Source organism: Nocardia citri, from assembly GCF_054065835.1.
In genome coordinates this window covers 203,315-222,601 of sequence record NZ_JBSUQM010000006.1, presented here as the reverse complement: position 1 = coordinate 222,601, position 19,287 = coordinate 203,315, and the positions used below count along the sequence as shown (strand labels likewise).

At 66.4% G+C, this 19,287-nt stretch carries 17 protein-coding genes; 11 read left to right on the top strand and 6 right to left on the bottom strand.

The genetic code is table 11. The annotated features are described in order from the left end of the window. Position 1: 1 nt before the first annotated feature. The 3 genes from ACW2Q0_RS12150 to ACW2Q0_RS12140 are packed head-to-tail and all read right to left on the bottom strand — an operon-like array spanning position 2 to position 5,531. Positions 2-715 carry a cyclase family protein gene (locus ACW2Q0_RS12150; RefSeq protein ID WP_457189291.1) on the bottom strand — a complete coding sequence of 238 codons (714 nt, stop codon included), beginning with the start codon at positions 713-715 and terminating at the stop codon, positions 2-4. Beyond that, positions 712-2,967, bottom strand: a complete 2,256-nt coding sequence (locus ACW2Q0_RS12145) for a protein kinase domain-containing protein (protein ID WP_457189289.1) — start codon at positions 2,965-2,967, stop codon at positions 712-714. The genes ACW2Q0_RS12150 and ACW2Q0_RS12145 overlap by 4 nt, the downstream gene beginning before the upstream one ends. Beyond that, on the bottom strand, positions 2,964-5,531 hold the full coding sequence (locus ACW2Q0_RS12140; RefSeq protein ID WP_457189287.1) for a serine/threonine-protein kinase: 2,568 nt from the start codon (positions 5,529-5,531) through the stop codon (positions 2,964-2,966). The genes ACW2Q0_RS12145 and ACW2Q0_RS12140 overlap by 4 nt, the downstream gene beginning before the upstream one ends. Positions 5,532-6,058: 527 nt before the next feature. Here ACW2Q0_RS12140 and ACW2Q0_RS12135 point away from each other — a divergent pair. After that, positions 6,059-7,429: an amidase gene (locus tag ACW2Q0_RS12135; RefSeq protein ID WP_457189509.1), complete on the top strand. Its 1,371-nt coding sequence runs from the start codon at positions 6,059-6,061 to the stop codon at positions 7,427-7,429. A 129-nt stretch (positions 7,430-7,558) separates the two neighbouring features. Here ACW2Q0_RS12135 and ACW2Q0_RS12130 read toward each other — a convergent pair whose 3' ends face one another. Next, positions 7,559-8,446: a LysR family transcriptional regulator gene (locus ACW2Q0_RS12130; RefSeq protein WP_457189285.1), complete on the bottom strand. Its 888-nt coding sequence runs from the start codon at positions 8,444-8,446 to the stop codon at positions 7,559-7,561. 337 nt (positions 8,447-8,783) lie between these two features. Between ACW2Q0_RS12130 and ACW2Q0_RS12125 the strand changes: the two genes are divergently transcribed. Then, positions 8,784-8,936 carry a hypothetical protein gene (locus ACW2Q0_RS12125; protein WP_457189283.1) on the top strand — a complete coding sequence of 51 codons (153 nt, stop codon included), beginning with the start codon at positions 8,784-8,786 and terminating at the stop codon, positions 8,934-8,936. Between the two features lie 14 nt (positions 8,937-8,950). On the opposite strand, the gene ACW2Q0_RS12120 is transcribed toward ACW2Q0_RS12125, so the two are convergent. After that, a complete protein-coding gene (locus tag ACW2Q0_RS12120) occupies positions 8,951-9,208 on the bottom strand; it encodes a DUF2277 domain-containing protein (RefSeq protein ID WP_457189281.1) in 258 nt (85 codons plus the stop codon). A gap of 108 nt (positions 9,209-9,316) precedes the next feature. On the opposite strand from ACW2Q0_RS12120, the gene ACW2Q0_RS12115 reads away from it, so the two are divergent. Then, the gene (locus ACW2Q0_RS12115; protein WP_457189279.1) at positions 9,317-10,150 is read left to right on the top strand and encodes a DUF1266 domain-containing protein; all 834 of its coding nucleotides are present in this window, start codon (positions 9,317-9,319) and stop codon (positions 10,148-10,150) included. Here ACW2Q0_RS12115 and ACW2Q0_RS12110 read toward each other — a convergent pair. Next, positions 10,130-11,077, bottom strand: a complete 948-nt coding sequence (locus ACW2Q0_RS12110) for a hypothetical protein (protein WP_457189277.1) — start codon at positions 11,075-11,077, stop codon at positions 10,130-10,132. The genes ACW2Q0_RS12115 and ACW2Q0_RS12110 overlap by 21 nt on opposite strands. Positions 11,078-11,432: 355 nt before the next feature. Between ACW2Q0_RS12110 and ftsH the strand changes: the two genes are divergently transcribed. From ftsH to ACW2Q0_RS12070, 8 genes are all read left to right on the top strand, one after another. After that, positions 11,433-13,829, top strand: coding sequence for an ATP-dependent zinc metalloprotease FtsH (gene ftsH, locus ACW2Q0_RS12105; RefSeq protein WP_457189275.1), 2,397 nt, complete (start codon positions 11,433-11,435; stop codon positions 13,827-13,829). 205 nt (positions 13,830-14,034) lie between these two features. Continuing rightward, positions 14,035-14,625, top strand: a complete 591-nt coding sequence (gene folE / locus ACW2Q0_RS12100; protein WP_457189507.1) for a GTP cyclohydrolase I FolE — start codon at positions 14,035-14,037, stop codon at positions 14,623-14,625. A gap of 116 nt (positions 14,626-14,741) precedes the next feature. Then, positions 14,742-15,566: a dihydropteroate synthase gene (gene folP / locus ACW2Q0_RS12095; RefSeq protein WP_457189505.1), complete on the top strand. Its 825-nt coding sequence runs from the start codon at positions 14,742-14,744 to the stop codon at positions 15,564-15,566. Then, positions 15,563-15,979 carry a dihydroneopterin aldolase gene (folB, locus tag ACW2Q0_RS12090; RefSeq protein ID WP_457189273.1) on the top strand — a complete coding sequence of 139 codons (417 nt, stop codon included), beginning with the start codon at positions 15,563-15,565 and terminating at the stop codon, positions 15,977-15,979. Before folP ends, folB begins: the two co-directional genes overlap by 4 nt. Then, the gene (gene folK, locus ACW2Q0_RS12085; protein ID WP_457189271.1) at positions 15,976-16,512 is read left to right on the top strand and encodes a 2-amino-4-hydroxy-6-hydroxymethyldihydropteridine diphosphokinase; all 537 of its coding nucleotides are present in this window, start codon (positions 15,976-15,978) and stop codon (positions 16,510-16,512) included. The genes folB and folK overlap by 4 nt, the downstream gene beginning before the upstream one ends. 2 nt (positions 16,513-16,514) lie before the next feature. Beyond that, positions 16,515-16,985: a DUF3180 domain-containing protein gene (locus ACW2Q0_RS12080; protein WP_457189503.1), complete on the top strand. Its 471-nt coding sequence runs from the start codon at positions 16,515-16,517 to the stop codon at positions 16,983-16,985. Positions 16,986-17,055: 70 nt separating this feature from the next. Further along, entirely contained in the window at positions 17,056-18,126 is a 1,071-nt protein-coding gene (locus ACW2Q0_RS12075; protein ID WP_457189269.1) for a DUF6779 domain-containing protein, read from the top strand. A 209-nt stretch (positions 18,127-18,335) separates the two neighbouring features. Further along, positions 18,336-19,280 (top strand): Rossmann-like and DUF2520 domain-containing protein, encoded by a 945-nt coding sequence (locus ACW2Q0_RS12070; RefSeq protein WP_457189267.1) that lies wholly within the window; start codon positions 18,336-18,338, stop codon positions 19,278-19,280. Positions 19,281-19,287 lie beyond the last annotated feature (7 nt).

The window sequence follows — 19,287 nt, the reverse complement described above, 5'->3', positions numbered from 1 at the left end:
TTCAGGGCAGTAGTGCGAATATCGTTGCGGGCGAACCGGATCCACCGATGTAGAGCGCAGCGCCGACCAATACCCAGGCGCCGGTGGCAGGCAGTTCGGCGAGATTCGCCAGACATTCCAAGCTGATCCGATGTTCGCGGTACAGCAGCTTCGACACCGCATAGGTGTCGTCGGTCCCCAGATCTGGTCCGAACGTATCGATGCCGAGCGCACCACGCCGCCCCAGCCGCCCGGTCCGCAATAACCATTCGACCGTCTCGACCGCGAATCCCGGTTGATGATCGGCACTTTCGCCGGTTCCGATGAATTCCGGCGTTCCCCATTTCCCGTCCCACCCGGTCCAGGCCACCACCGCCGACCCATCGGGTATCCGTCCGTGCCGACTCTCCCACTCCCGCAGATCACCGATGCCGATCGCGTAATCCCGATCGTGCGCGCACTGCTCCCGCACGTCGATTTTCACCGCGGGCAGCATGAGATCGTCGAGGTCCAATTCGTCCGCGGCCAGCCCATCGGCATGGAAGTGGATCGGTGCGCCCCAATGGGTTCCGGTGTGCTCGCCTTGCTGGATATAGCGCAGGTAATAACCGTCGTTCGGTACGGTCGCGACAATATCGGTCCGGAATTCGGGATCACCGGGAAATAGCGGTGCCGTCGCCGGATCGTGGACATGGGAAAGGCTGACCAGCCGCCCGAACGGCCGCGGGCCGGTCACCGCTCCCGCTGCGGAATCGCGCGCGCCAAGGCCAGCAGATCGGCCTCGAGCATCCGGAACAACCGATAGCTGAGCACGAATGCCAGGATGCCACCCACACTGAGTACCCGCACCGGAACGATCACCAGATCCAGATCGGCGGCATCGACGAAGGTCGCGCTGGCCACGCCGAGCAGCGGAACCGATGCGGCGACGCCCAGATAGAAGTTCCCGCGCTTGGCGAGTTCGCGCAGTTGCTGCTCGTCCTCGGCGCCGACACCGCCGCGCACCAGCAGCTGTGGATAAATCGAACGCACCGCGTAAACCATGATCGGAAAGAACGGATATGCCAGCGCGATCGCGGCGCACACCACCTGCGCGGCGAAGAAATGCAGAAAGGTCGCGCGCGGTAGTTCGACTCCGAACAGGACCGGCGCCAACGGCCACACCACCCCGGCGAGCAGCCAGAAGCCGAACGGCACCCAAACCGCCCAGTCGCCCATCTGCAATGTGTCGCGTCGCGCGGCGGCCAGGGTGCGCGGGGAGTATTCGCGGCCGCGGGCCAGGCGGAATCCGATGGTCAGCGGGCGGCGGGTGAGGAAAAGCAGCAGCAGTCCAGCGAGCGGGAAGGCGATGAGATTGGTGATCAGGCCGCCCGCGGCGAACCGCTGCTGATCGGTCGGCGTCATCCGATCGATGATCAGTGAGTTGTTCAGGTTGATGTTGTAGATACTGGCGAGGACATTCGGCACACCGACACACAGCGTGAGGATCGGCACCAGCCAGCCACGCGCCCGGCGTGCCAGGCTGTTCGGTGCGGGATCGACCAATTCCCTGGCGCGTTCGTCGAGGCACAGATCCAGTTGGGCGGCGAGTTCTTCGCCATTGCGCCAGCGCCGTTGCGGATCCGCGCGCAGACATTCCAGCAGCACTCGGCGCAGTGCGCTCGGGGTGTCCGCGGGCAGCCGTTGCGGTGTCGCCGCGCTGACGCCGCGCTCGCGCAGGGCCACCATGGTCGCGATGGCTTCGGCGCGGGCGTCCGGATCAGCGGGCAGCGGCGGATCGTCGAACGGCATCGCGCCGGTGAGCATTTCCCACAGCAGCGCGCCGAGGGAGTAGATATCGCTGCGCGGGCCGGGTGGCGGGGCGGCCGGATCGAGGAGTTCGGCCAGTTGTTCGGGCGAGCAGTACGGCAGCGAATCTGGTTCGACGGCAAGCGGATTCGCCGCCGTACGCGGTGCCGCCGCGCGCACGGCGAAATCGGCGAACTTCGGAATGCCCTCCGCGGTGAACAGCACATTCGCCGGTTTGATATCGCGATGCAGTACGCCTTGCTGTTCGGCGTAATTGAGCGCGTCGGCGAGCCGCCTACCGATCCAGGCGACCGTCTCCGGCCAGCTGAGCGTGGCGATTTCGGCGCGCACACTCGAGTCCGACGGCCGGATCTCGCCCCTGGCCTCCATAGTGGCATCGACGGCGCGCAGCAGCAGGGCGCCGCCTGCGGATTCGGGGCCGCGTCGCCGCTCGGCGAGTACCCCGGCCGCCGTGCCGCCGGGCAGGTACTGCATGTAGACCAGCCGGGTCGATGCCGGTGCCTGTGGTGCCGCGGACGATGCGGCGGTGATCAGACGCTGATCGAAAACGCGCACCAGATGCGGATGATCCAATTGGGCCATACTCTGCCCGCCGGCCACTCGACCCGCCGAAAGTCGCACGGCGACAAGGCGTTGCATGGAACGCTGCCTGGCGAGGAAGACCCGGCCCAGGGTGCCGGTGCCCAGATCGGTGAGCAGATCGAAATCATCGATCCGATGACCCGCCGCCACACCCGCTACCAGCGCCTCGGCACGTTCGGCAGCGGCCGCGGCATCGCCGTCCTCATCGTCGACGTAAGCGGCCAGCCGCGCGCGAACATCGTGCGCCAACTCCGGATATTCGGCGAGGAAATCCGCCAGTTCCAGCGGGCCGTATCGGCGTCGGGCCAGGAACTCCTCGCAGAGCAGATCGACCAATTCCGCGCTGCGCTCGACCTCGGGAAATTCCTTGCGATACTCGGCGATGCGCTTGCCGAGTCCCGCCCGATCCCAGCGGTGGCGCAGATCGATGCGAACCAGATCGGTGAGCACCGCCAAACGCACCTGGGTGCCGTCGGGGATGTACTCCGCGATCGGGGGCGGTTCGTTCCGGTCGCCACGCAGGCAAACCTGCCAATCTTCGGTAAATCTCGTTATGGCGTCGGTCTCGCCTCGATCCGCGAAATCGGCAGTTGTCACGATCGCGGCTCCGGCACAGCGCGCCCGCGGTGTTCCCGCTCCCCCGAAACCTGTTCGCGCTCGAGGGAATCCACTGGCGCGACTACCCGCTCCAGTGCGCGCAGATCGGCCTCGAGCGCACGGAAGAGCAGATAGGAGCCGATGAATGCGATGATGCCGCCCACACAGAGCACGCGCACCGCGCCGATCACCTTCGGAATATCGTCGGGCGGCAGGAAGGTCACCCCGGCCACCGCGAGCAGGGGCACCGACGCCGCGATCGCCAGATAGCCATTGGCGCGGCGGTCCAGGCCGCGCAGCCACACCGCGTCCTCGGTGCTGATCTCCCCGTGTCGCAGGAAGATCGGATAGATGCAGCGGACCATGTAGAAACACACCAGGAAGAACGGATACGCCACCGCGATCGCACCGCACACCACGATCGAGGTCAGGAAATGCACCACCGCGCGGGCCGGCACATCCCCGGCGGCCAGTTGCAATGCGATCGGGAAGGTGAATCCGGCGATCACCCACAGTGAGAAGACCACCAGCACCGCCCTATCTCCGAACAGCAGGGAATCCATCCTGGCCAGCCGCAATGTGTCCGCATCGTAGCGTCGGTGGCGGTGCAGCCCGTGCGGCACCGTGAGCATTCTCCTGGACATGTAGAGGATCAGTGCGGCGCCGAGCGGGAAAAAGATGCCGTTCACCACGGTGGTGATGATCATGAAGTTGCGCCCGGCGTCCTCGGGCAGCCGGTCCACGATCAGATGCTGGTTGTGCTGGATGTTGTACGCCGAGGCAAGGATATTCGGGATGCCGACGGCCAGCGTGACGATCACCAGCCGCCACCAGCGCAGCCGCAGCCGCCAACTGCCGGGCGGCGGGTCGACCAGATCCCGGGCTCTGGCATCCATGCACAGATCGAACTGCTTGGCCAGCGTCGCACCGTCGGCCCAGCGCCGCGTCCGATCCGATTCCAGACAGGTCAGCAACACCCGCCGCAGCGCCGCCGGACAGTTCGCCGGAACTCGTTGCAGCGCAACGTTATCCACCCCGGCAGTGCGGCGCTCCAGCATGCCCTCCAACGCCGTATCGTCACCGTGGTCGGTCGCGGTCGCAGTGGAATCGTCGAACGGCTTCGCGCCGGTGAGCAGTTCCCACAGCACCACGCCGAGGGAGTAGATATCGGATCGGGTGTCCAGATCCTCGGCCGTGCGCTCCCGGCCGGGATGGCAGGCCTCCAACTGTTCGGGCGACATATATGCCAGCGACCCGCCGAAATAGGCGACCGGGCTGGTGCCCGCCACATTGCGGCTGAAGCTGATATTGAAATCGGCCAGTTTCGGCACCGCCTCGGCGGTGAGCAGGATATTGGCCGGTTTCACATCGCGGTGCAGCACGCCGTGCGCGGAAGCGTATTCCAGTGCCTCGGCCAATCTGCGGCCCAGCCAGGCCACGGTCTCCGGCCAGCTCAGTCCGGCGATCTCGGCGCGCACGCTGGAATCGGTCGGGCGGATCTCGCCCTTCTCCTCCATGGCCGCGTCGACCGCGTCGAGCAGCAGTTGCCCGCTGCGTTCGGCGGGTGGCGTCGCGCGCACCTTGCGCAGCACCCCGAGCAGCGTGCCGCCGGGCAGGAACTGCATGTACAGCAGTCGCAGCCGTCGCATAGCCGGATCACGGGCATCATCGGAGCCGAGCAGCCGCTGATCGAACACGCGCACGATGTAGTCGTGGTCGAGTTGGGCCAGCGTCTGTGGTTCGGTGCCATGGTCGGCGGAGATCTTCACCGCGACCAATCGCTGCAATGATCGCTGCCGGGCCAGAAATACTCGGGCGAAAGCACCGCTGCCGAGGCCGGTGAGCAGATCGAAATCATCGATGGTCTGACCGATCTCGATCCGGTCGAGCGCATTGAATTGCCCCGGACCGGTTCCGATCGTGGTCGGAATGGCGGTCGCCGTCTCGGGTTGATCGACGGTGGCTCGCGTCACGTCAGTATTACGAGCGGACCCTGGGGTTCGGTTCAGTCCAATGGTTTGAGCGGCCTGCACGGTCCGGGTCAGTTCGGCCGCTGCCCGGGTATTGGCGAACTCGGTCAGCACCGAATCCTCGAGCGAAGCCCGGCGGGTGCTCTGGTCGTCATCGTCGGCATTGAGCAGGGCGCGCAATTGCGCCGCTTGTTCCGGATATTCCCGCAGACAATCCTTCGGATCCACACGTTCACCGCTGTGCCTGCGGATGACGAACTCTTCGTACACCAAACCGGCCGGAATGCCGCCGGATTCGAGTTCCGGAAACTCGGCGCAGTAGTCGAAAAGCCGTTTGCGCGGCGCCGCCGCGGGGGACCGCTGGATCCAGCGATGTCGCAGGTCAACGCGGATCAAATCGATCAGGGCCGCCCGGCGCAGGGATTCTGCATCGGGCAGAAAGTCGGCGATCTCCGGTGGTCGACGCGCCGATTCCCATGCGGTCGAGAAGGCCTGGACCACATCATTCTCGGTGCGCGACAACGGTCCGCCCCAGTCTCTGGTCGGATCGGCTCGGAGACCTGATCGGTACGAATTTTCGGGATCAGCACTCATTTTTCGGACCTACCTGCCGAGCGGATCTCGACAATCCGCAGTGGCCGTTCGGTGGATGTGCCCGTGAATTTCCGCCACACCCGACGACATCGTCCCCCGAGCAGTAATCGAAATGATAACTTGCGCCACAACAGTGGATCACCCGATTTCGACAACGACGCGACGGGGAGAACCAGCACATGAACAACACAGCGGCGCGGACGACCGGCGCTGAGGCGATAGCACAGCTCGACGATGTGGCGCCCTGGGAGCGTCGTAAATCAGATAATGCGGCGGGCACTGAGATGGCGGCAGAGCTCGACGATGTGGCGCCCCGGGAGCGTCGCAAATCAGATAATGCGGCGGGCGCCGAGGGCGCGGAACGCGACCACGGAAAGATTCGGGAGCAGCGCCGTGAATGGAATACCGCGACGGCCGCGGCGGTGGGCGTCGCGGCCACAGACGCGACCGCTCCGGAGGTGCAAGCCCCGGAGGGGCAGAGCGCCCGTGGGGTCGCGGTGGGCGAGACCGACGCTGTGCGTGCTTCGATGGAGTCCAGCATGCCACGCGAATCCGGCCTGTCACGCGGTCCGGCGGTGGCAATCGCGGCGAGTGTGCGTGACGGCTCGCTGACGCCCACCGAAGCGGTCGATACCGCACTGAATCTGATCGCCGCCGAGAACCGCAAGACGAATGCCTTTACGGTCGTTCGCTGCGCCAAGGCGCGGGCCGAGGCACTCGCGCTGGAACAGCGTTCCGATTTGGATCTGTTGCCGTTGGCGGGCGTGCCCATCGCGATAAAACACAACATCGCGGTCGAGGGTGAATCGACCCTCGCCGGCTCCGCCGCGACCGATACCCGCCCGGCAGCCGCCGACCATCCCGTGGTGCGCAGGCTGCGGGCCGCGGGCGCGGTGGTGGTCGGGCTGACCGCGGTCCCCGAATTGGGACTATGGGGTACGACCGAGAGTGTGGGCCGCATCAGCCGGAACCCGTGGAATTCCGCACGCGGCTGCGGCGGTTCGTCCGGCGGTTCGGCCGCGGCCGTCGCGGCCGGGCTGGTGCCGGTGGCGCACGGCAACGACGGGCTCGGTTCGGTGCGCATTCCCGCGGCCTGCTGCGGGGTGTTCGGGATCAAGCCCGGTCGGCACACCGTACCCGCCGAGGTAGGCCTCGATTCCTGGTCCGGGATGGTTGAAAACGGTGTGCTCGCGACGACGGTCGGCGATGCCGCGCTCGCGCTGTCGGTACTGGCCGCACGCCCGGACCTAGCCGAGTTGGAACTGCCGGGCCGACTACGCATCGGGCTGGCCGTGGCGCCACCGTCCCGGTTGTTCCGGGTCGATCGGCACTGGACCGCGGCGGCCCGCACCGCTGCTTCGGCCGCCGCCGCGGCCGGCCATCTCGTGGAATCGGTAGCCCTGCCCTACGGCGAATCACTCGTCTCGGTCGGCCTGCGCTGGTTGGCATTCGGCGCACGCGAGGCCGCGAATCTCACCCGCCCCGAACGGCTGCAGCGGCGTACCCGCCGCCATATCGCACTCGGTCGGCTCGTCCAGCGATTGCGGCTGGTGCGCCCGGCCCAGGTAGACCGGGTCGAGGCCCGGCTGCTGGAATTCTTCGAGCGCTACGACGTCGTGATCACCCCGACGCTCGCCGCGCCACCGCCGCGCGCCAGGGCCTGGCACCGCCTGGGTTGGCTCGCGAATGTTGTTGTCAGCGTGCGATATTCACCGTTCACGCCGCTGTGGAATATGGTCGGCTGGCCTGCCGCATCGATCCCGATGGGCATGCACCCGGAATCCGGGACACCGGTCGCCGCCCAACTCGCCGGCCCGCCCGGCAGTGAATCGACCCTGCTGCGCCTCGCGGCGCAACTGGAATCCATCCACCCTTGGCAGCGAACCGTTGGGGCCTGACCCGACGCGGCGAGTCTTCAGACCCCCACGGAGCGAGTACTGCGAGCCACGTTCGCGGCCAGTCTCGGGTGCGAAGGCGCGGCCATCGACTCAGCCCGAGTCGTCGCAGCGCCTGCGCCGCAGCCGCGGCTATGCGGACAGAGCCTGATGTTGTACCGCGAAACCACCCTCCACCGCGCGTGCGGCGAATTCGAGGATGGTAGGTCGGTTGTCGTCGGCGCGCCAGGCCACCGCCAGTTCGCACGGAGCGAGGCCGGCGAGCGGGCGGGCGGTCAGACCCGGCCAGCGGTACATCGGCACATTGTTCTCGGCCAGCAGGCAGACGCCGAGGCCCAGACTCACGGCCTCCAGCTTGTCCTCCGGTGTCGCCGCCTCGGCGCCGATCTTGGGCTGACGGCCGTTGCGGGCATCGTTGCCGAGCCAGAAATCGCGCACGGCGCCGGCCTCGGTGGGCAGTGCGATGAACGGTTCGTCCAGCAGATCGGCGAAGTCGATGGTCTCGTTCCCGGCCAGCGGATGGTTCTCCGGCAGCAGTACCCAGCGCGGCTCGGTGCGCAGCACCTGCCAGCGGTACCGGTTCGGATCGGGTAGCGGCAGCCAGACCAGGGCGAGGTCGGCCTGCCGACCGGCCAGACCGCTGGACGGGTCGGTCCAAGAGGCGGCGTGCAGCGCAAGGCGGTGCCCGCTCGCGCTCTCCAGATCGTGGAGCAGACCGCGGCCGAGCGCGGACTGGATGCCGACGCGCAGCACTTCGCCCGCCTCCTGCAGGGAGACGTTGGTGACTTCCCACAGCTCCAGGATCTTGCGGGCGCCTTCGAGTAGCTCTTTCCCCGCGACGGTCAGCGCGACACTGCGCTGGTTGCGGTCGAACAGGACCACGTCGAGCTGACGTTCCAGCTGACGAATCTGACGCGACAGGGTGGGTTGAGCGATGTGCAGCCGCTGAGCGGCGTTGGTGAAGTGCAGTTCCTCAGCGACGGCGACGAAATACCGCAGGTCGCGCAAATGCGGGTCCATAGCCCCTTGCTATCAGAATCGGTCCTGAATTTCCAGCGTATTGAGGCCGGAAAGTCTGGATATGGCAGCCAAAACAGTCGACAGGTTTGTTGGACACAGCATATGGCTTGTCATGGTCGTTTGCATCATCGACTCGGCGAATCTCCGGCACTCGCGACCGCCGCTGCCGCCCGGCATGTTAATTGGGCGTATGACCAGCAGTGATGCGATGCGTCGCGGGTTCGCGGAGAGGTTGGAAAGGTGCTGAAGTGTGGCCGGTCACCATCGAGAAACCGGCTCGCAACGGGGGCGGTGCCCCCATCGGCGCATATAGTGATGTTGGTCACAATTGTGTTTGATGTTGGAGCTCGCCTGTCCGGCGGGCACCGACGACGCGGCCATGCGCGGTCTGATCGGAGGAACGCTCGGCCATCCGATCGGAGTGCGCAGTCTGCCGCTGGAGATCGCACTGGCCTGCGTCGCCACCTACGGCGCGGACGCCTTACCTTGAAGCACTACGAACTACTACGTCTGCGCGATCTCGCGATCGTGGCGTAGCGGCGGCTCGGTGACCGGTGCGACCCGCACATCCGGTAAATCGGCGAGCAATTGCGTGGTCGCTGCCGCGATGGCGTTCACCGCCTTGTCCACGGCTGCCTTGGTTGTCGTGCTCAGGCCGGACACGCCACCGACCGTACGCACATACTGCAGTGCGGCAGCATAGATTTCCTGCTCGGTAGGCGCAGGATCCAGGCCGCGAAGGAGGGTGATGTTGCTACTCATGGGAGCACATTAGCCCTCGGTACCGCCCTGCGGCAGGACAAGAAACCAATCCGACAAAGCCCGGCGAATACACAGGTTCATCCAAGATCGATGGGGAACAATCGGGATATGCCTGTCCGCGGTGTACCCACCTTGACAACATTCCCCTACGAAGAGCTCGACAAGCGGGAAGAGGACCATTGGTCCGGCGCGGCGGTATCGGATGACGAGCTGCGCGCGCTCGCGCTCGGCGGCTTCTACGCGGCGCGCTGGGATGCCTTCCACGACGCGCTCCTGCTCGGCCCCGAGCGCGACCATCCGCTCGGTGACCGGCGCGAACTCGCCATCGATACGCTCACCGGCGCGTGGGGCATCACCGACGGCGCCGAGGCGCGGGCCTCCATGGAGCAACTCCTCGAAGGAATGCACGCGCCGCTATACGCGATGGTGCATCCGCTCGTCATGGCATCGATCAACGCCAGCGAGCGCGACCGGTTCGGTGAGCGGGCCGATCGGCATCGGGCGTTTCTGCGTCAGGTCGGCTCGTTCCGGGGGATGGACAATCCGGAGGCGCTGGTCCGCGATTACGACATCTGGTCGCAGGCGATCAAAATCGGTTTCACCGATCATCTGGCCCGTCCGCTGCCGAGCGATATCCACGCCTGGGATCTGGCCCGGGTGGTCGCGGTGGCCCGAATGGCCTTCACCGCCGGCTATCTCGACGCCGAGGTGGCCTGGGACTATCTGATGCGGGCCCTGCCGCTGGCCCAGCGCAAATACCAGAATTGGCGCCAATTCGGCGATGCCTACCTGACCGGCTGGACCTATTGGCAGGCCTGCGAGGATCTGGCCGAACTCAAGGACGGCGGCGTTGATCGGCGCATGGAACTGCTGCGCCTGTGGTTGCGTCCGACCAGCCCGTGGCGGCGGATCACGCTGCAATCAGTTCCCGTCGGGGAGTGAGCGCAGAATTCCACGGCCGTAGCGCTGGAATTGTCCGTCATCGACCATGCCCAGGGAATGCCGCTCCACCAGCAATTCCCATTCGGAATAGAGCTGGGAGACACCTGGATCGGCCGGCCCCGCGGCGCCGTCGGCCGAATCGCGCCGGACGGCGAAATTCACCGCGCAGGTGACGCGCTCGGTATCAGCCCGGTCGGTGCCGGTGAAATGCAACGTGATGTTCCCGTCGTGCACATCGATACCGGTCGCGCCCCGCACCGAGCCGATCTCACCGGGTGCCGTCACGGCGCCCTCGGTGGTGCGCGCCCACATGATGACCGGAATGGGTAGTTCGTGCGCGTACCGTTCGCCGGGGCCGATGGAGATGAACAGCAACCGTCCGGTGGTCGCGGCCAGCAGGCCGGAGCCGGTGCCCGCCGGTGGACGCGCCACGGCGATGGCGGTCTCCAGTACATATTCGTCGATGGTGACGTAGCGATGCAGCGCGGCGATCGCCGCCTTGGCCTCGCGCTTGGGTGCCATTCGCCGCACGGCTCGATCGACGTCGGCTCGCGTCGGTCCGTTCTGACCCCACTGCGGGGCAGGCGGCCGTAGATCGGGTGCGGCCACATCGAGGCGCTGGCCGGCCAGGATCTGATCGTTGATGCGCTCGACTATTTCGGCGGCCGCGGGGAAATCGTGTTCGGCTATCAGTACCGGTAACGGGGTGCGGTCGGCGGGCACGCCGGTCAGTACGGGCGTGGGATAGCGCAGATAGATCTCGATGACGACCGCATCGTCGGCGCGGCGGTTCAGCCGAACTTTGAGCAGGTCGGTGACCGGCACATCCAGAACGCGCTCACCGTCGCTGCCCGGGCGTAGAACGATCAGTCGTCCACGGCCGTGCCGCAGTATCGCTGTGGGTGTCCGTAGCTCAACTATGTCCATACCCCCTGCGCTCTGTTTGATTCGCGGTGCTCCCGGGGCCCTACGTGGTTACGCAAGCTACCGCTTTCGGGCCCGTCGATCGCACCGCGGCTATGTGTCGTCGCTCACGATAGGCCGAACATGACATGATTGTGACCACTTGGCGTAACCCGACCGGAGACTTCGGGAACCACGGACGTTCCCTGACCGTTTACCTGTCGAACTACACCAGCTGCCGAACTGCGCGATGTATCGACTAGACCGTACGCGGTAACGTGGCATGTCCGCATCCGAACTACCGGACGGGACGCGCCCAACGCCACGCTAGGCATGCACCGGAGACACCGGAAAGGACTGGCCGCCCGGCCTACGCTCTATGAACCGCAAGACTGTGTTTCGCACCCTGGCCATAGTCTCGGGCATTTTGCTCGTGATCTATGCGTTCAGCTATTTCGGCAATGACACGCGCGGCTGGAAGAGCGTCGATACCTCGGTGGCGTTGAGTCAGCTGAACGACAAGAGCAACGTCAAGAACGTCCAGATCGACGATCGCGAGCAGCAGCTGCGTATCGAGCTGAACAACGGGAACGACGCCACCTCCGGTTCGAAGAAGATCATCGCCAAGTATCCGGGCGGCAGTGAGACTTCCAACCAGGTCTTCGATGCCGTGCAGAAGTCCGGCGCCCCGTTCAACACCGTGGTCAAGCAGGACAGCTGGTTCACCCAGATCCTGCTGTTCGTGCTGCCGATGGTGATCTTGCTCGGCCTGTTCATCTTCGTGATGTCGCGCATGCAGGGCGGTGGTCGCGGCGGCATGATGGGCTTCGGTAAATCGAAGGCCAAACAGCTGACCAAGGATATGCCCAAGACCACCTTCGCGGATGTGGCCGGCGCCGACGAGGCCGTCGAAGAGCTCTACGAAATCAAGGACTTCCTGCAGAATCCGGTCCGCTACCAGGCGCTCGGCGCGAAGATCCCGAAGGGCGTGTTGCTCTACGGTCCGCCCGGTACCGGTAAGACCCTGCTCGCGCGTGCCGTTGCGGGCGAGGCCGGGGTACCGTTCTTCACCATCTCCGGTTCGGACTTCGTCGAAATGTTCGTCGGTGTCGGTGCCTCCCGCGTGCGCGACCTGTTCGAACAGGCCAAGCAGAACAGCCCCTGCATCATCTTCGTCGACGAGATCGACGCGGTCGGCCGCCAGCGCGGCGCGGGGCTCGGCGGTGGTCACGACGAGCGCGAGCAGACCCTGAACCAACTGCTGGTCGAGATGGATGGCTTCGGCGATCGCACCGGCATCATCCTGATCGCCGCGACCAACCGCCCCGACATCCTCGATCCGGCGCTGCTGCGGCCGGGTCGCTTCGACCGGCAGATCCCGGTCAGCAATCCGGATCTGGCCGGTCGCCGCGCCATTCTGCGGGTGCATTCGCAGGGCAAGCCGATCTCGCCCGAGGCCGATCTCGACGGTCTGGCAAAGCGCACCGTCGGCATGTCGGGTGCGGATCTGGCCAATGTCGTCAACGAGGCCGCCCTGCTCACCGCCCGCGAGAACGGCGCGGTGATCACCGGCGAGCAGCTCGAGGAATCGGTGGACCGCGTCATCGGCGGGCCGCGCCGCAAGAGCCGCATCATCAGCGAGCACGAGAAGAAGATCACCGCCTACCACGAGGGCGGCCACACCCTGGCAGCCTGGGCGATGCCGGATATCGAGCCGGTATACAAGGTGACCATCCTGGCCCGCGGCCGCACCGGTGGCCACGCCATGACGGTGCCCGAGGACGACAAGGGTCTGATGACCCGCTCGGAGATGATCGCCCGCCTGGTCATGGCGATGGGCGGCCGCGCGGCCGAGGAACTGGTGTTCCACGAGCCGACCACGGGTGCGTCCTCGGATATCGACCAGGCCACCAAGATCGCACGCGCGATGGTTACCGAATACGGCATGAGCGCGCGCCTGGGTGCGGTGCGCTACGGCCAGGAGCAGGGTGATCCATTCCTCGGTCGTTCGATGGGCATGGGGTCGGACTACTCGCACGAGGTCGCTGGTGCCATCGACGAGGAGGTGCGCAACCTGATCGAGGCCGCGCACACCGAGGCGTGGGCCATTCTCAACGAGTACCGCGATGTGCTCGATGTGCTCGCCACGGCGCTGCTGGAGCGGGAGACCCTGCACCGCAAGGATCTCGAGGAGATCCTCGCCGCGGTGGATAAGCGACCGCGCATCACCGCGTTCAACGATTTCGGCGAGCGCGTGCCCTCGGATAAGCCGCCGGTGAAGACTCCGGGCGAATTGGCCGCCGAACGCGGCGAGCCGTGGCCACCGCAGGAGCCGCCGCGGCCGAAGCTGCCGCAGCGCGAATCCGCCGGGACCAACGGCTATCCGGACGGCGGTTACCAGGAACCGCGCTATGGCGGCTACGCCCAGCCGCCCGCGACCGGTTACCCGTTGCCGAAGGCGCCGTCGCCGGCCTACCCGCGTCAGGGCGCGACGCACGGGTCGCGACCGGATTACGGTGCCCCGGCCGGTTGGTCGGCGCCGGGTTGGCCGCCGCCCGATGAGCCACAGCAGCAGTCGGGTCAGCCTGGCTACGGCGGCTGGCAGGGTGAGCCGCAGCCCCGCCACGGTTATTCGCAGCCGCAGCAGCCTTGGGGTCAGCCCGGCCGCGGCCACGACGCCTACGACGAGCCCGCCAACAGCACCGGGAATAACAACGGCGCTGGGAATAACGAGGGCGAGAACCACGATTGGGATGGTCCGAGCGGTCGGCACTGATACGTGCCGATTAGGCTCGACCATCTGGGCGCGGGGTAATCGCTCGCACCCGAGATTTTGGAGGTGTCCTCGATTGTCGGTCAACAATCACGTCGGTGGCCCCGGCTCTGTGAACGGTGGTGCCGTTGTGAATGCCAGCGCTTTCGACGAATTCGACGAAGCGGATAATGCCAGGTACAACGGAGCGGGCCCGGCTGAGCCGGATTTGATCGCACTGGAGACCGGCCGCCCATTCGATCAGCCCCGCGCTGAAGCGGCGATCCGCGAATTGCTGATCGCGGTCGGCGAGGATCCGGACCGACCCGGCCTGATCGATACGCCGGCCCGTGTCGCCCGCGCCTATCGGGAGATGTTCGCCGGGCTCTACCTGGAGCCGGATTCGGTCCTGAACACCACCTTCGACGAGGGGCACCAGGAGTTGGTGCTGGTTCGCGATATCCCGCTGTACTCGACCTGTGAACACCATCTGGTGTCCTTCCACGGCGTCGCGCACGTCGGCTACATTCCCGGCTCGCACGGCCGGGTGACCGGTCTGTCCAAACTGGCCAGGCTGGTCGATCTGTATGCCAAGCGTCCGCAGGTGCAGGAGCGGCTCACCAGTCAGATCGTCGATGCCGTCATGCGCAAACTGGATCCGCGCGGCGCCATCGTCGTGGTCGAGGCCGAGCACCTGTGCATGGCCATGCGGGGTATCCGCAAGCCCGGTGCCAGCACCACCACCTCCGCGGTGCGCGGTCTGCTGCAGTCCAACGCGGCGTCGCGGGCCGAGGCCCTCGATCTGATCCTGCGGAAGTGAGGCACCGCGCGGTGTCGACCCACGCCCCCGATCCTCTCCGGAGCAGTGCCGCGCCGCGCGATGCTATTTCGAGCGATCTGCGGTCGATCGCTCGCGGCGGACGCTCCTGCGTGGTCATGGGCGTGGTGAACGTCACCAGCGATTCGTTCTCCGATGGCGGCCACTATCTGGATCCGGGCCTGGCCATCGCACACGGCATCGAGCTGTACGAGGCGGGCGCCGACATCATCGATGTCGGTGGCGAGTCGACCCGGCCCGGTGCGGCGCGGATCGACCCGGAAACCGAGGCCGCGCGGGTGGTTCCGGTCATCCGCGGCTTGGTCGCCGCCGGTGTGCCGACCAGTGTGGACACTATGCGGGCCGGTGTCGCCGAAGCGGCGATCGCGGCCGGAGTTTCGGTCGTCAACGATGTTTCCGGCGGCCGCGCCGATCCGAATATGATGAAAGTCGTTGCGGCAGCAGAGGTTCCGTGGATCCTCATGCATTGGCGGGCGAGTGCGGACTATCGGCACACCGGTCCGGCCGACCACTACGACGATGTGGTCGCCGAGGTGCTCGCCGAATTGACCGCACAGGTGGAGTCGGCCGTGGCGGCCGGTGTGGACCGGTCCCGGCTGGTGCTGGATCCCGGCCTCGGATTCGCCAAGAACGCCGAACACAATTGGGCACTGCTAGGTGCGCTGCCCGAATTGGTCGGCCACGGGCTGCCGATACTCATCGGCGCCTCCCGCAAACGTTTCCTCGGCGCTCTGCTCGCGGATGCCGCGGGCCCGCGCCCCCCCGACGGTAGAGAGACCGCCACCGCGACGGTATCGGCCCTGGCCGCCCTGCACGGGGCCTGGGGCGTCCGCGTCCACGATGTGCGCACCTCACTGGATGCCATCGCAGTGACCGATGCTTGGCGGCGCGCCGCCCGAAGCACCCGAGGAGCCACGCCATGACGGCAGCCGCGCACAGCGATTCGATGACGGTCGGTAGCCGGGAGCGGGATCGGATCGAGTTACGCGGCCTGCGCGCCTACGGCTATCACGGCTGTTTCGACTATGAGCGCCGCGACGGCCAGGAATTCCTGGTCGATTTGACTGTGTGGACCGATTTCGCCGCGGCCGCGGCCACCGACGACCTCGCGAACACCATCGATTACGGCGCCCTCGCCGAGCGCGCCGTGCAGATAATCCAGGGTCCGCCGCGCAATCTCATCGAAAGGGTGGTCGCCGAGATCGCCGACGATGTGATGGCCGATCCCCGCATCCAGGCGGTCGAGGTCGTCGTGCACAAACCGTCCGCGCCGATTCCGCATACTTTCGCCGATGTCCGCGTGGTCACCTCGCGGCAGCGGGGAGTGCTGGCATGACGCGCGCCGTCTTGTCGATCGGCTCGAATCTGGGCGATCGGCTCGCGCATCTGCGCAGCGCTGTCGCCGGGCTCGGACCACGGGTGGTCGCGGTGTCGCCGGTGTATTCGACCGCGCCGTGGGGCGGCGTCGAACAGGACGACTATCTCAATGCCATTGTCCTGGTCGATGATCCGGAGTTCGACGCGCACGATTGGCTGCGCTTCGGCCAGCGGTTGGAACAGGCCGCCGGGCGGGTACGCGAAGTGCGTTGGGGTGCACGCACGCTCGACGTCGATGTGGTGTGGTGCGCCGAGAACGGCGTGATATGTCGCAGCGATGATCCGGAATTGACCCTGCCACATCCGCAGGCGCACAACCGGGCTTTTGTACTTATCCCGTGGCTGGATGTGCAACCGGACGCGGAACTAGAGGTCGAGGGAACTGTGCGGCCGGTGCGCGAGTGGCTCGCCGAACTCGACGCGGCCGAACGCGCGGGCGTCCGGCCGACCGAATTCGTGCTGTCCGCGGCCGCGGAGGGATCGGTGTCGTGAAACTGAAGCCGACCCGGGTATTCGATCTCATCGCGAATGTCGTTGTCGCGGCACTGATCGCGTGGCTGCTCACGCGGATGGCCTATGGCAGTTTCCCGCCGATCTCGATTTACGCGGGCGCATCGCTTTATCCGGTGGCCGCGATCGAAGTTGCGCTCGGCTTCGTAATCCGCGCACGGGTCAATGAACATCAGATCGGCGACGGCAGCCATCAACTGCATCCGATCACCGCGGCCCGCGCGGTCGCATTGGCGAAGGCGTCCGCGCAGGTCGGCTCGCTGGCCGCCGGTGTCTGGCTGGGTTTCCTTTTCTGGGTCTTTCCGCAGCGCGACATCTTGAATGCGGCGGGTGCGGATAGTCCCGGCGCCATTGTCGGGATGCTGGCAGGGGTGGCTTTGGTAGCTGCGGCACTATGGCTCGAGTATTGCTGTCGGGCCCCCGAGGATCCTTCAGATGATCCGGCAACTACTTAGCAAGTAACGCTGTCGGAATCTTCTGGCGGGAATCTGCGCGCGGCTGGCTGATCAAGCTACCCTGGCGTGCATGGTTTCCCCCTCCCGTAGTAGCACCTCTCGTCGACGGCGGGACGACGCGGGAAAATTATTCGTCGGTGCGTTGATTCTGCTCGGTCTGGTTGCCAGCGTTTTCCTGGTTTTCAGTGACCGGCTGCAGTTTGTTCGGATCGGCTTGGTGGCGGCGCTGTGGGCGGCCGCCATCGGCGCTTTGGCTGCGACGCGGTACCGAAAGGAAGCCACGATCGATAAGGCCAAGGTTCGTGACCTGCAGACCGTCTACGAGCTCCAGTTGGAACGCGAGGTGACCGCCCGACGCGAATACGAGCTCGGCGTCGAGGCGCGGGTGCGCGCGGAGGTGGGTGCCGAGGCGACCGAAATGGCCGCCCTGCGCGCCGAACTCACCGTGCTCCGAGAGAGTCTGCAGCGGCTCTTCGACGGTGATCTGCCGATGGACCGGCCCGCGTTGCGCGCCGATGCGACCCGGATTCACGAGCTGCCGAGCGCATTCGGAAATTCGTCCAACAATAGCTCGGCGAATGCCGATGGCTGGCTGGACACGGCGTTCCAGCAATCTCGTAGCACCTTCACTCCGGTCTTCGAATCGAATCATCCGCAGGCCCCGCAGTTCGCCAGCCCCTTCGACGATCCGGTGACCGCGGAGACCGCGGTCGTCTCCATCGACGATGACGACGACGCCGAGCTCGCCGACGCCAAGTCAGAGGATGTGCGCGACACCGACCCGTTGGCCGCCACTACCGGCTGGGCCGACGCGTTCACCGAGGATCCGGAGAAGACCGGCGTCCCGTCCCGGCCGCAGCGGCTGGAGCACACCGTGCCGCCGAGTCTGCCGACACCGGAGCCGCCTCCGTACGAGGCCGAAGCGCACGACTTCTCGACACCGGACCCGCACACCCCGCCTCCGAATTCGGAGCCCGCCCCACACCTGAGGACCACGGTCGCGTCCCTGGGTACCGCCGGTTCGCGCCGCCGTCGTCGCGTCGATACGGACGTCGACTCCGGCAATTCGTCGCGCCGACTTTCGGTGGCCGAGATCATGGCCAACCTGCAGTCTGAAGAAAAGGGACGCAGCGGCCGCTGATCCCCGCCCAGCATCGAGCGCTGCGCACTCCGGACCCCGGAGAGCGAGTCTTACGAGCGAACCCGCCGCGCCGAAGGCGCGGCTATCAGACACTGCGGCGTAAATCACGCGGATGCCCCGTGGCATCGGCGAACCGTGGGCCGATATTCTCGGTGCGCAACGTCTGGTACCCGGTGGTCCGGGACTGGAACGATATCGAGAGGACAACGTTGACCTCGAGAAGTGTCAACCCTGACAATGCTGCTTCGGGTGACCCCGCCCCGGCACGCCTGACGGTGGGAATCGTCTCGGCGGGACGCGTCGGCTCCGCACTCGGCTCGGCACTCGAGCGCGCCGGACACGTGGTATTCGGCGTCGCCGCCATATCCGATGCCTCGGTGCATCGGGCCCGGACTCGACTACCCGAATCCGAGATCCTGCCGGTCGAGGATGTGGCCGCACGCAGCGAACTGCTGCTGCTGGCTGTACCCGATGCCGAACTGCCCGGGCTGGTGCGCGGGCTCGCGTCAGCGGGTGTGGTCCGGGCCGGAACCATCGTCGCGCACACCTCCGGTGCCAATGGCGTCGGTGTGCTGGCCCCGCTGGCCGAGTGCGGCGCACTGCCGCTGGCCATCCATCCGGCAATGACCTTCACCGGACATGACGAAGATGTCGCCCGCCTCGGCAATGCCTGTTTCGGCATTACCGCCGCAGACGAAGTCGGATTCGCCATCGCGCAATCGCTGGTGATCGAAATGGGCGGCGAGCCGGTCCGGGTCGAGGAAGAAAATCGCCAGCTCTATCACGCTGCCCTCGCACACGGCAGTAATCACCTGGTCACGGTGGTTCTGGACGCGGTCGACGCATTGCGCGCCGCACTGGCGGGACCCGGCTTGCTCGGCCAGCAGATCGTCGACGATCAACCCAACGGTCTGGCCGAGCGCCTGCTCGCCCCCTTGGCCTCCGCCGCCCTCGACAATGCACTGCGCCGTGGCCAGTCCGCGCTGACCGGTCCGGTGGCGCGTGGTGACGCGGATGCCGTCGCCGCCCATCTGACGGCTCTGGGGGCGGTCGATACTCGTCTTGCCGCCGGCTATCGCGCCATGTCACTGCGTACGGCCGAGCGCGCCAAGGCCGATCCGGCTCTGATCGAGCTGCTGGGGGGAGGCCGATGATGGATCC

What these genes read in the sequence shown, in the direction of transcription:
- folK (WP_457189271.1), top strand. Translation starts at nt 15,976, where the DNA reads ATGACGCGCGCCGTCTTGTCGATCGGCTCGAATCTGGGCGATCGGCTC.
- ACW2Q0_RS12135 (WP_457189509.1), top strand. Translation starts at nt 6,059, where the DNA reads ATGGAGTCCAGCATGCCACGCGAATCCGGCCTGTCACGCGGTCCGGCG.
- ACW2Q0_RS12125 (WP_457189283.1), top strand. Translation starts at nt 8,784, where the DNA reads ATGTTGGAGCTCGCCTGTCCGGCGGGCACCGACGACGCGGCCATGCGC.
- ACW2Q0_RS12110 (WP_457189277.1), bottom strand. Translation starts at nt 11,077, where the DNA reads ATGGACATAGTTGAGCTACGGACACCCACAGCGATACTGCGGCACGGC.
- folP (WP_457189505.1), top strand. Translation starts at nt 14,742, where the DNA reads ATGGGCGTGGTGAACGTCACCAGCGATTCGTTCTCCGATGGCGGCCAC.
- folB (WP_457189273.1), top strand. Translation starts at nt 15,563, where the DNA reads ATGACGGCAGCCGCGCACAGCGATTCGATGACGGTCGGTAGCCGGGAG.
- ftsH (WP_457189275.1), top strand. Translation starts at nt 11,433, where the DNA reads ATGAACCGCAAGACTGTGTTTCGCACCCTGGCCATAGTCTCGGGCATT.
- ACW2Q0_RS12120 (WP_457189281.1), bottom strand. Translation starts at nt 9,208, where the DNA reads ATGAGTAGCAACATCACCCTCCTTCGCGGCCTGGATCCTGCGCCTACC.
- ACW2Q0_RS12130 (WP_457189285.1), bottom strand. Translation starts at nt 8,446, where the DNA reads ATGGACCCGCATTTGCGCGACCTGCGGTATTTCGTCGCCGTCGCTGAG.
- ACW2Q0_RS12075 (WP_457189269.1), top strand. Translation starts at nt 17,056, where the DNA reads ATGGTTTCCCCCTCCCGTAGTAGCACCTCTCGTCGACGGCGGGACGAC.
- ACW2Q0_RS12115 (WP_457189279.1), top strand. Translation starts at nt 9,317, where the DNA reads ATGCCTGTCCGCGGTGTACCCACCTTGACAACATTCCCCTACGAAGAG.
- ACW2Q0_RS12140 (WP_457189287.1), bottom strand. Translation starts at nt 5,531, where the DNA reads ATGAGTGCTGATCCCGAAAATTCGTACCGATCAGGTCTCCGAGCCGAT.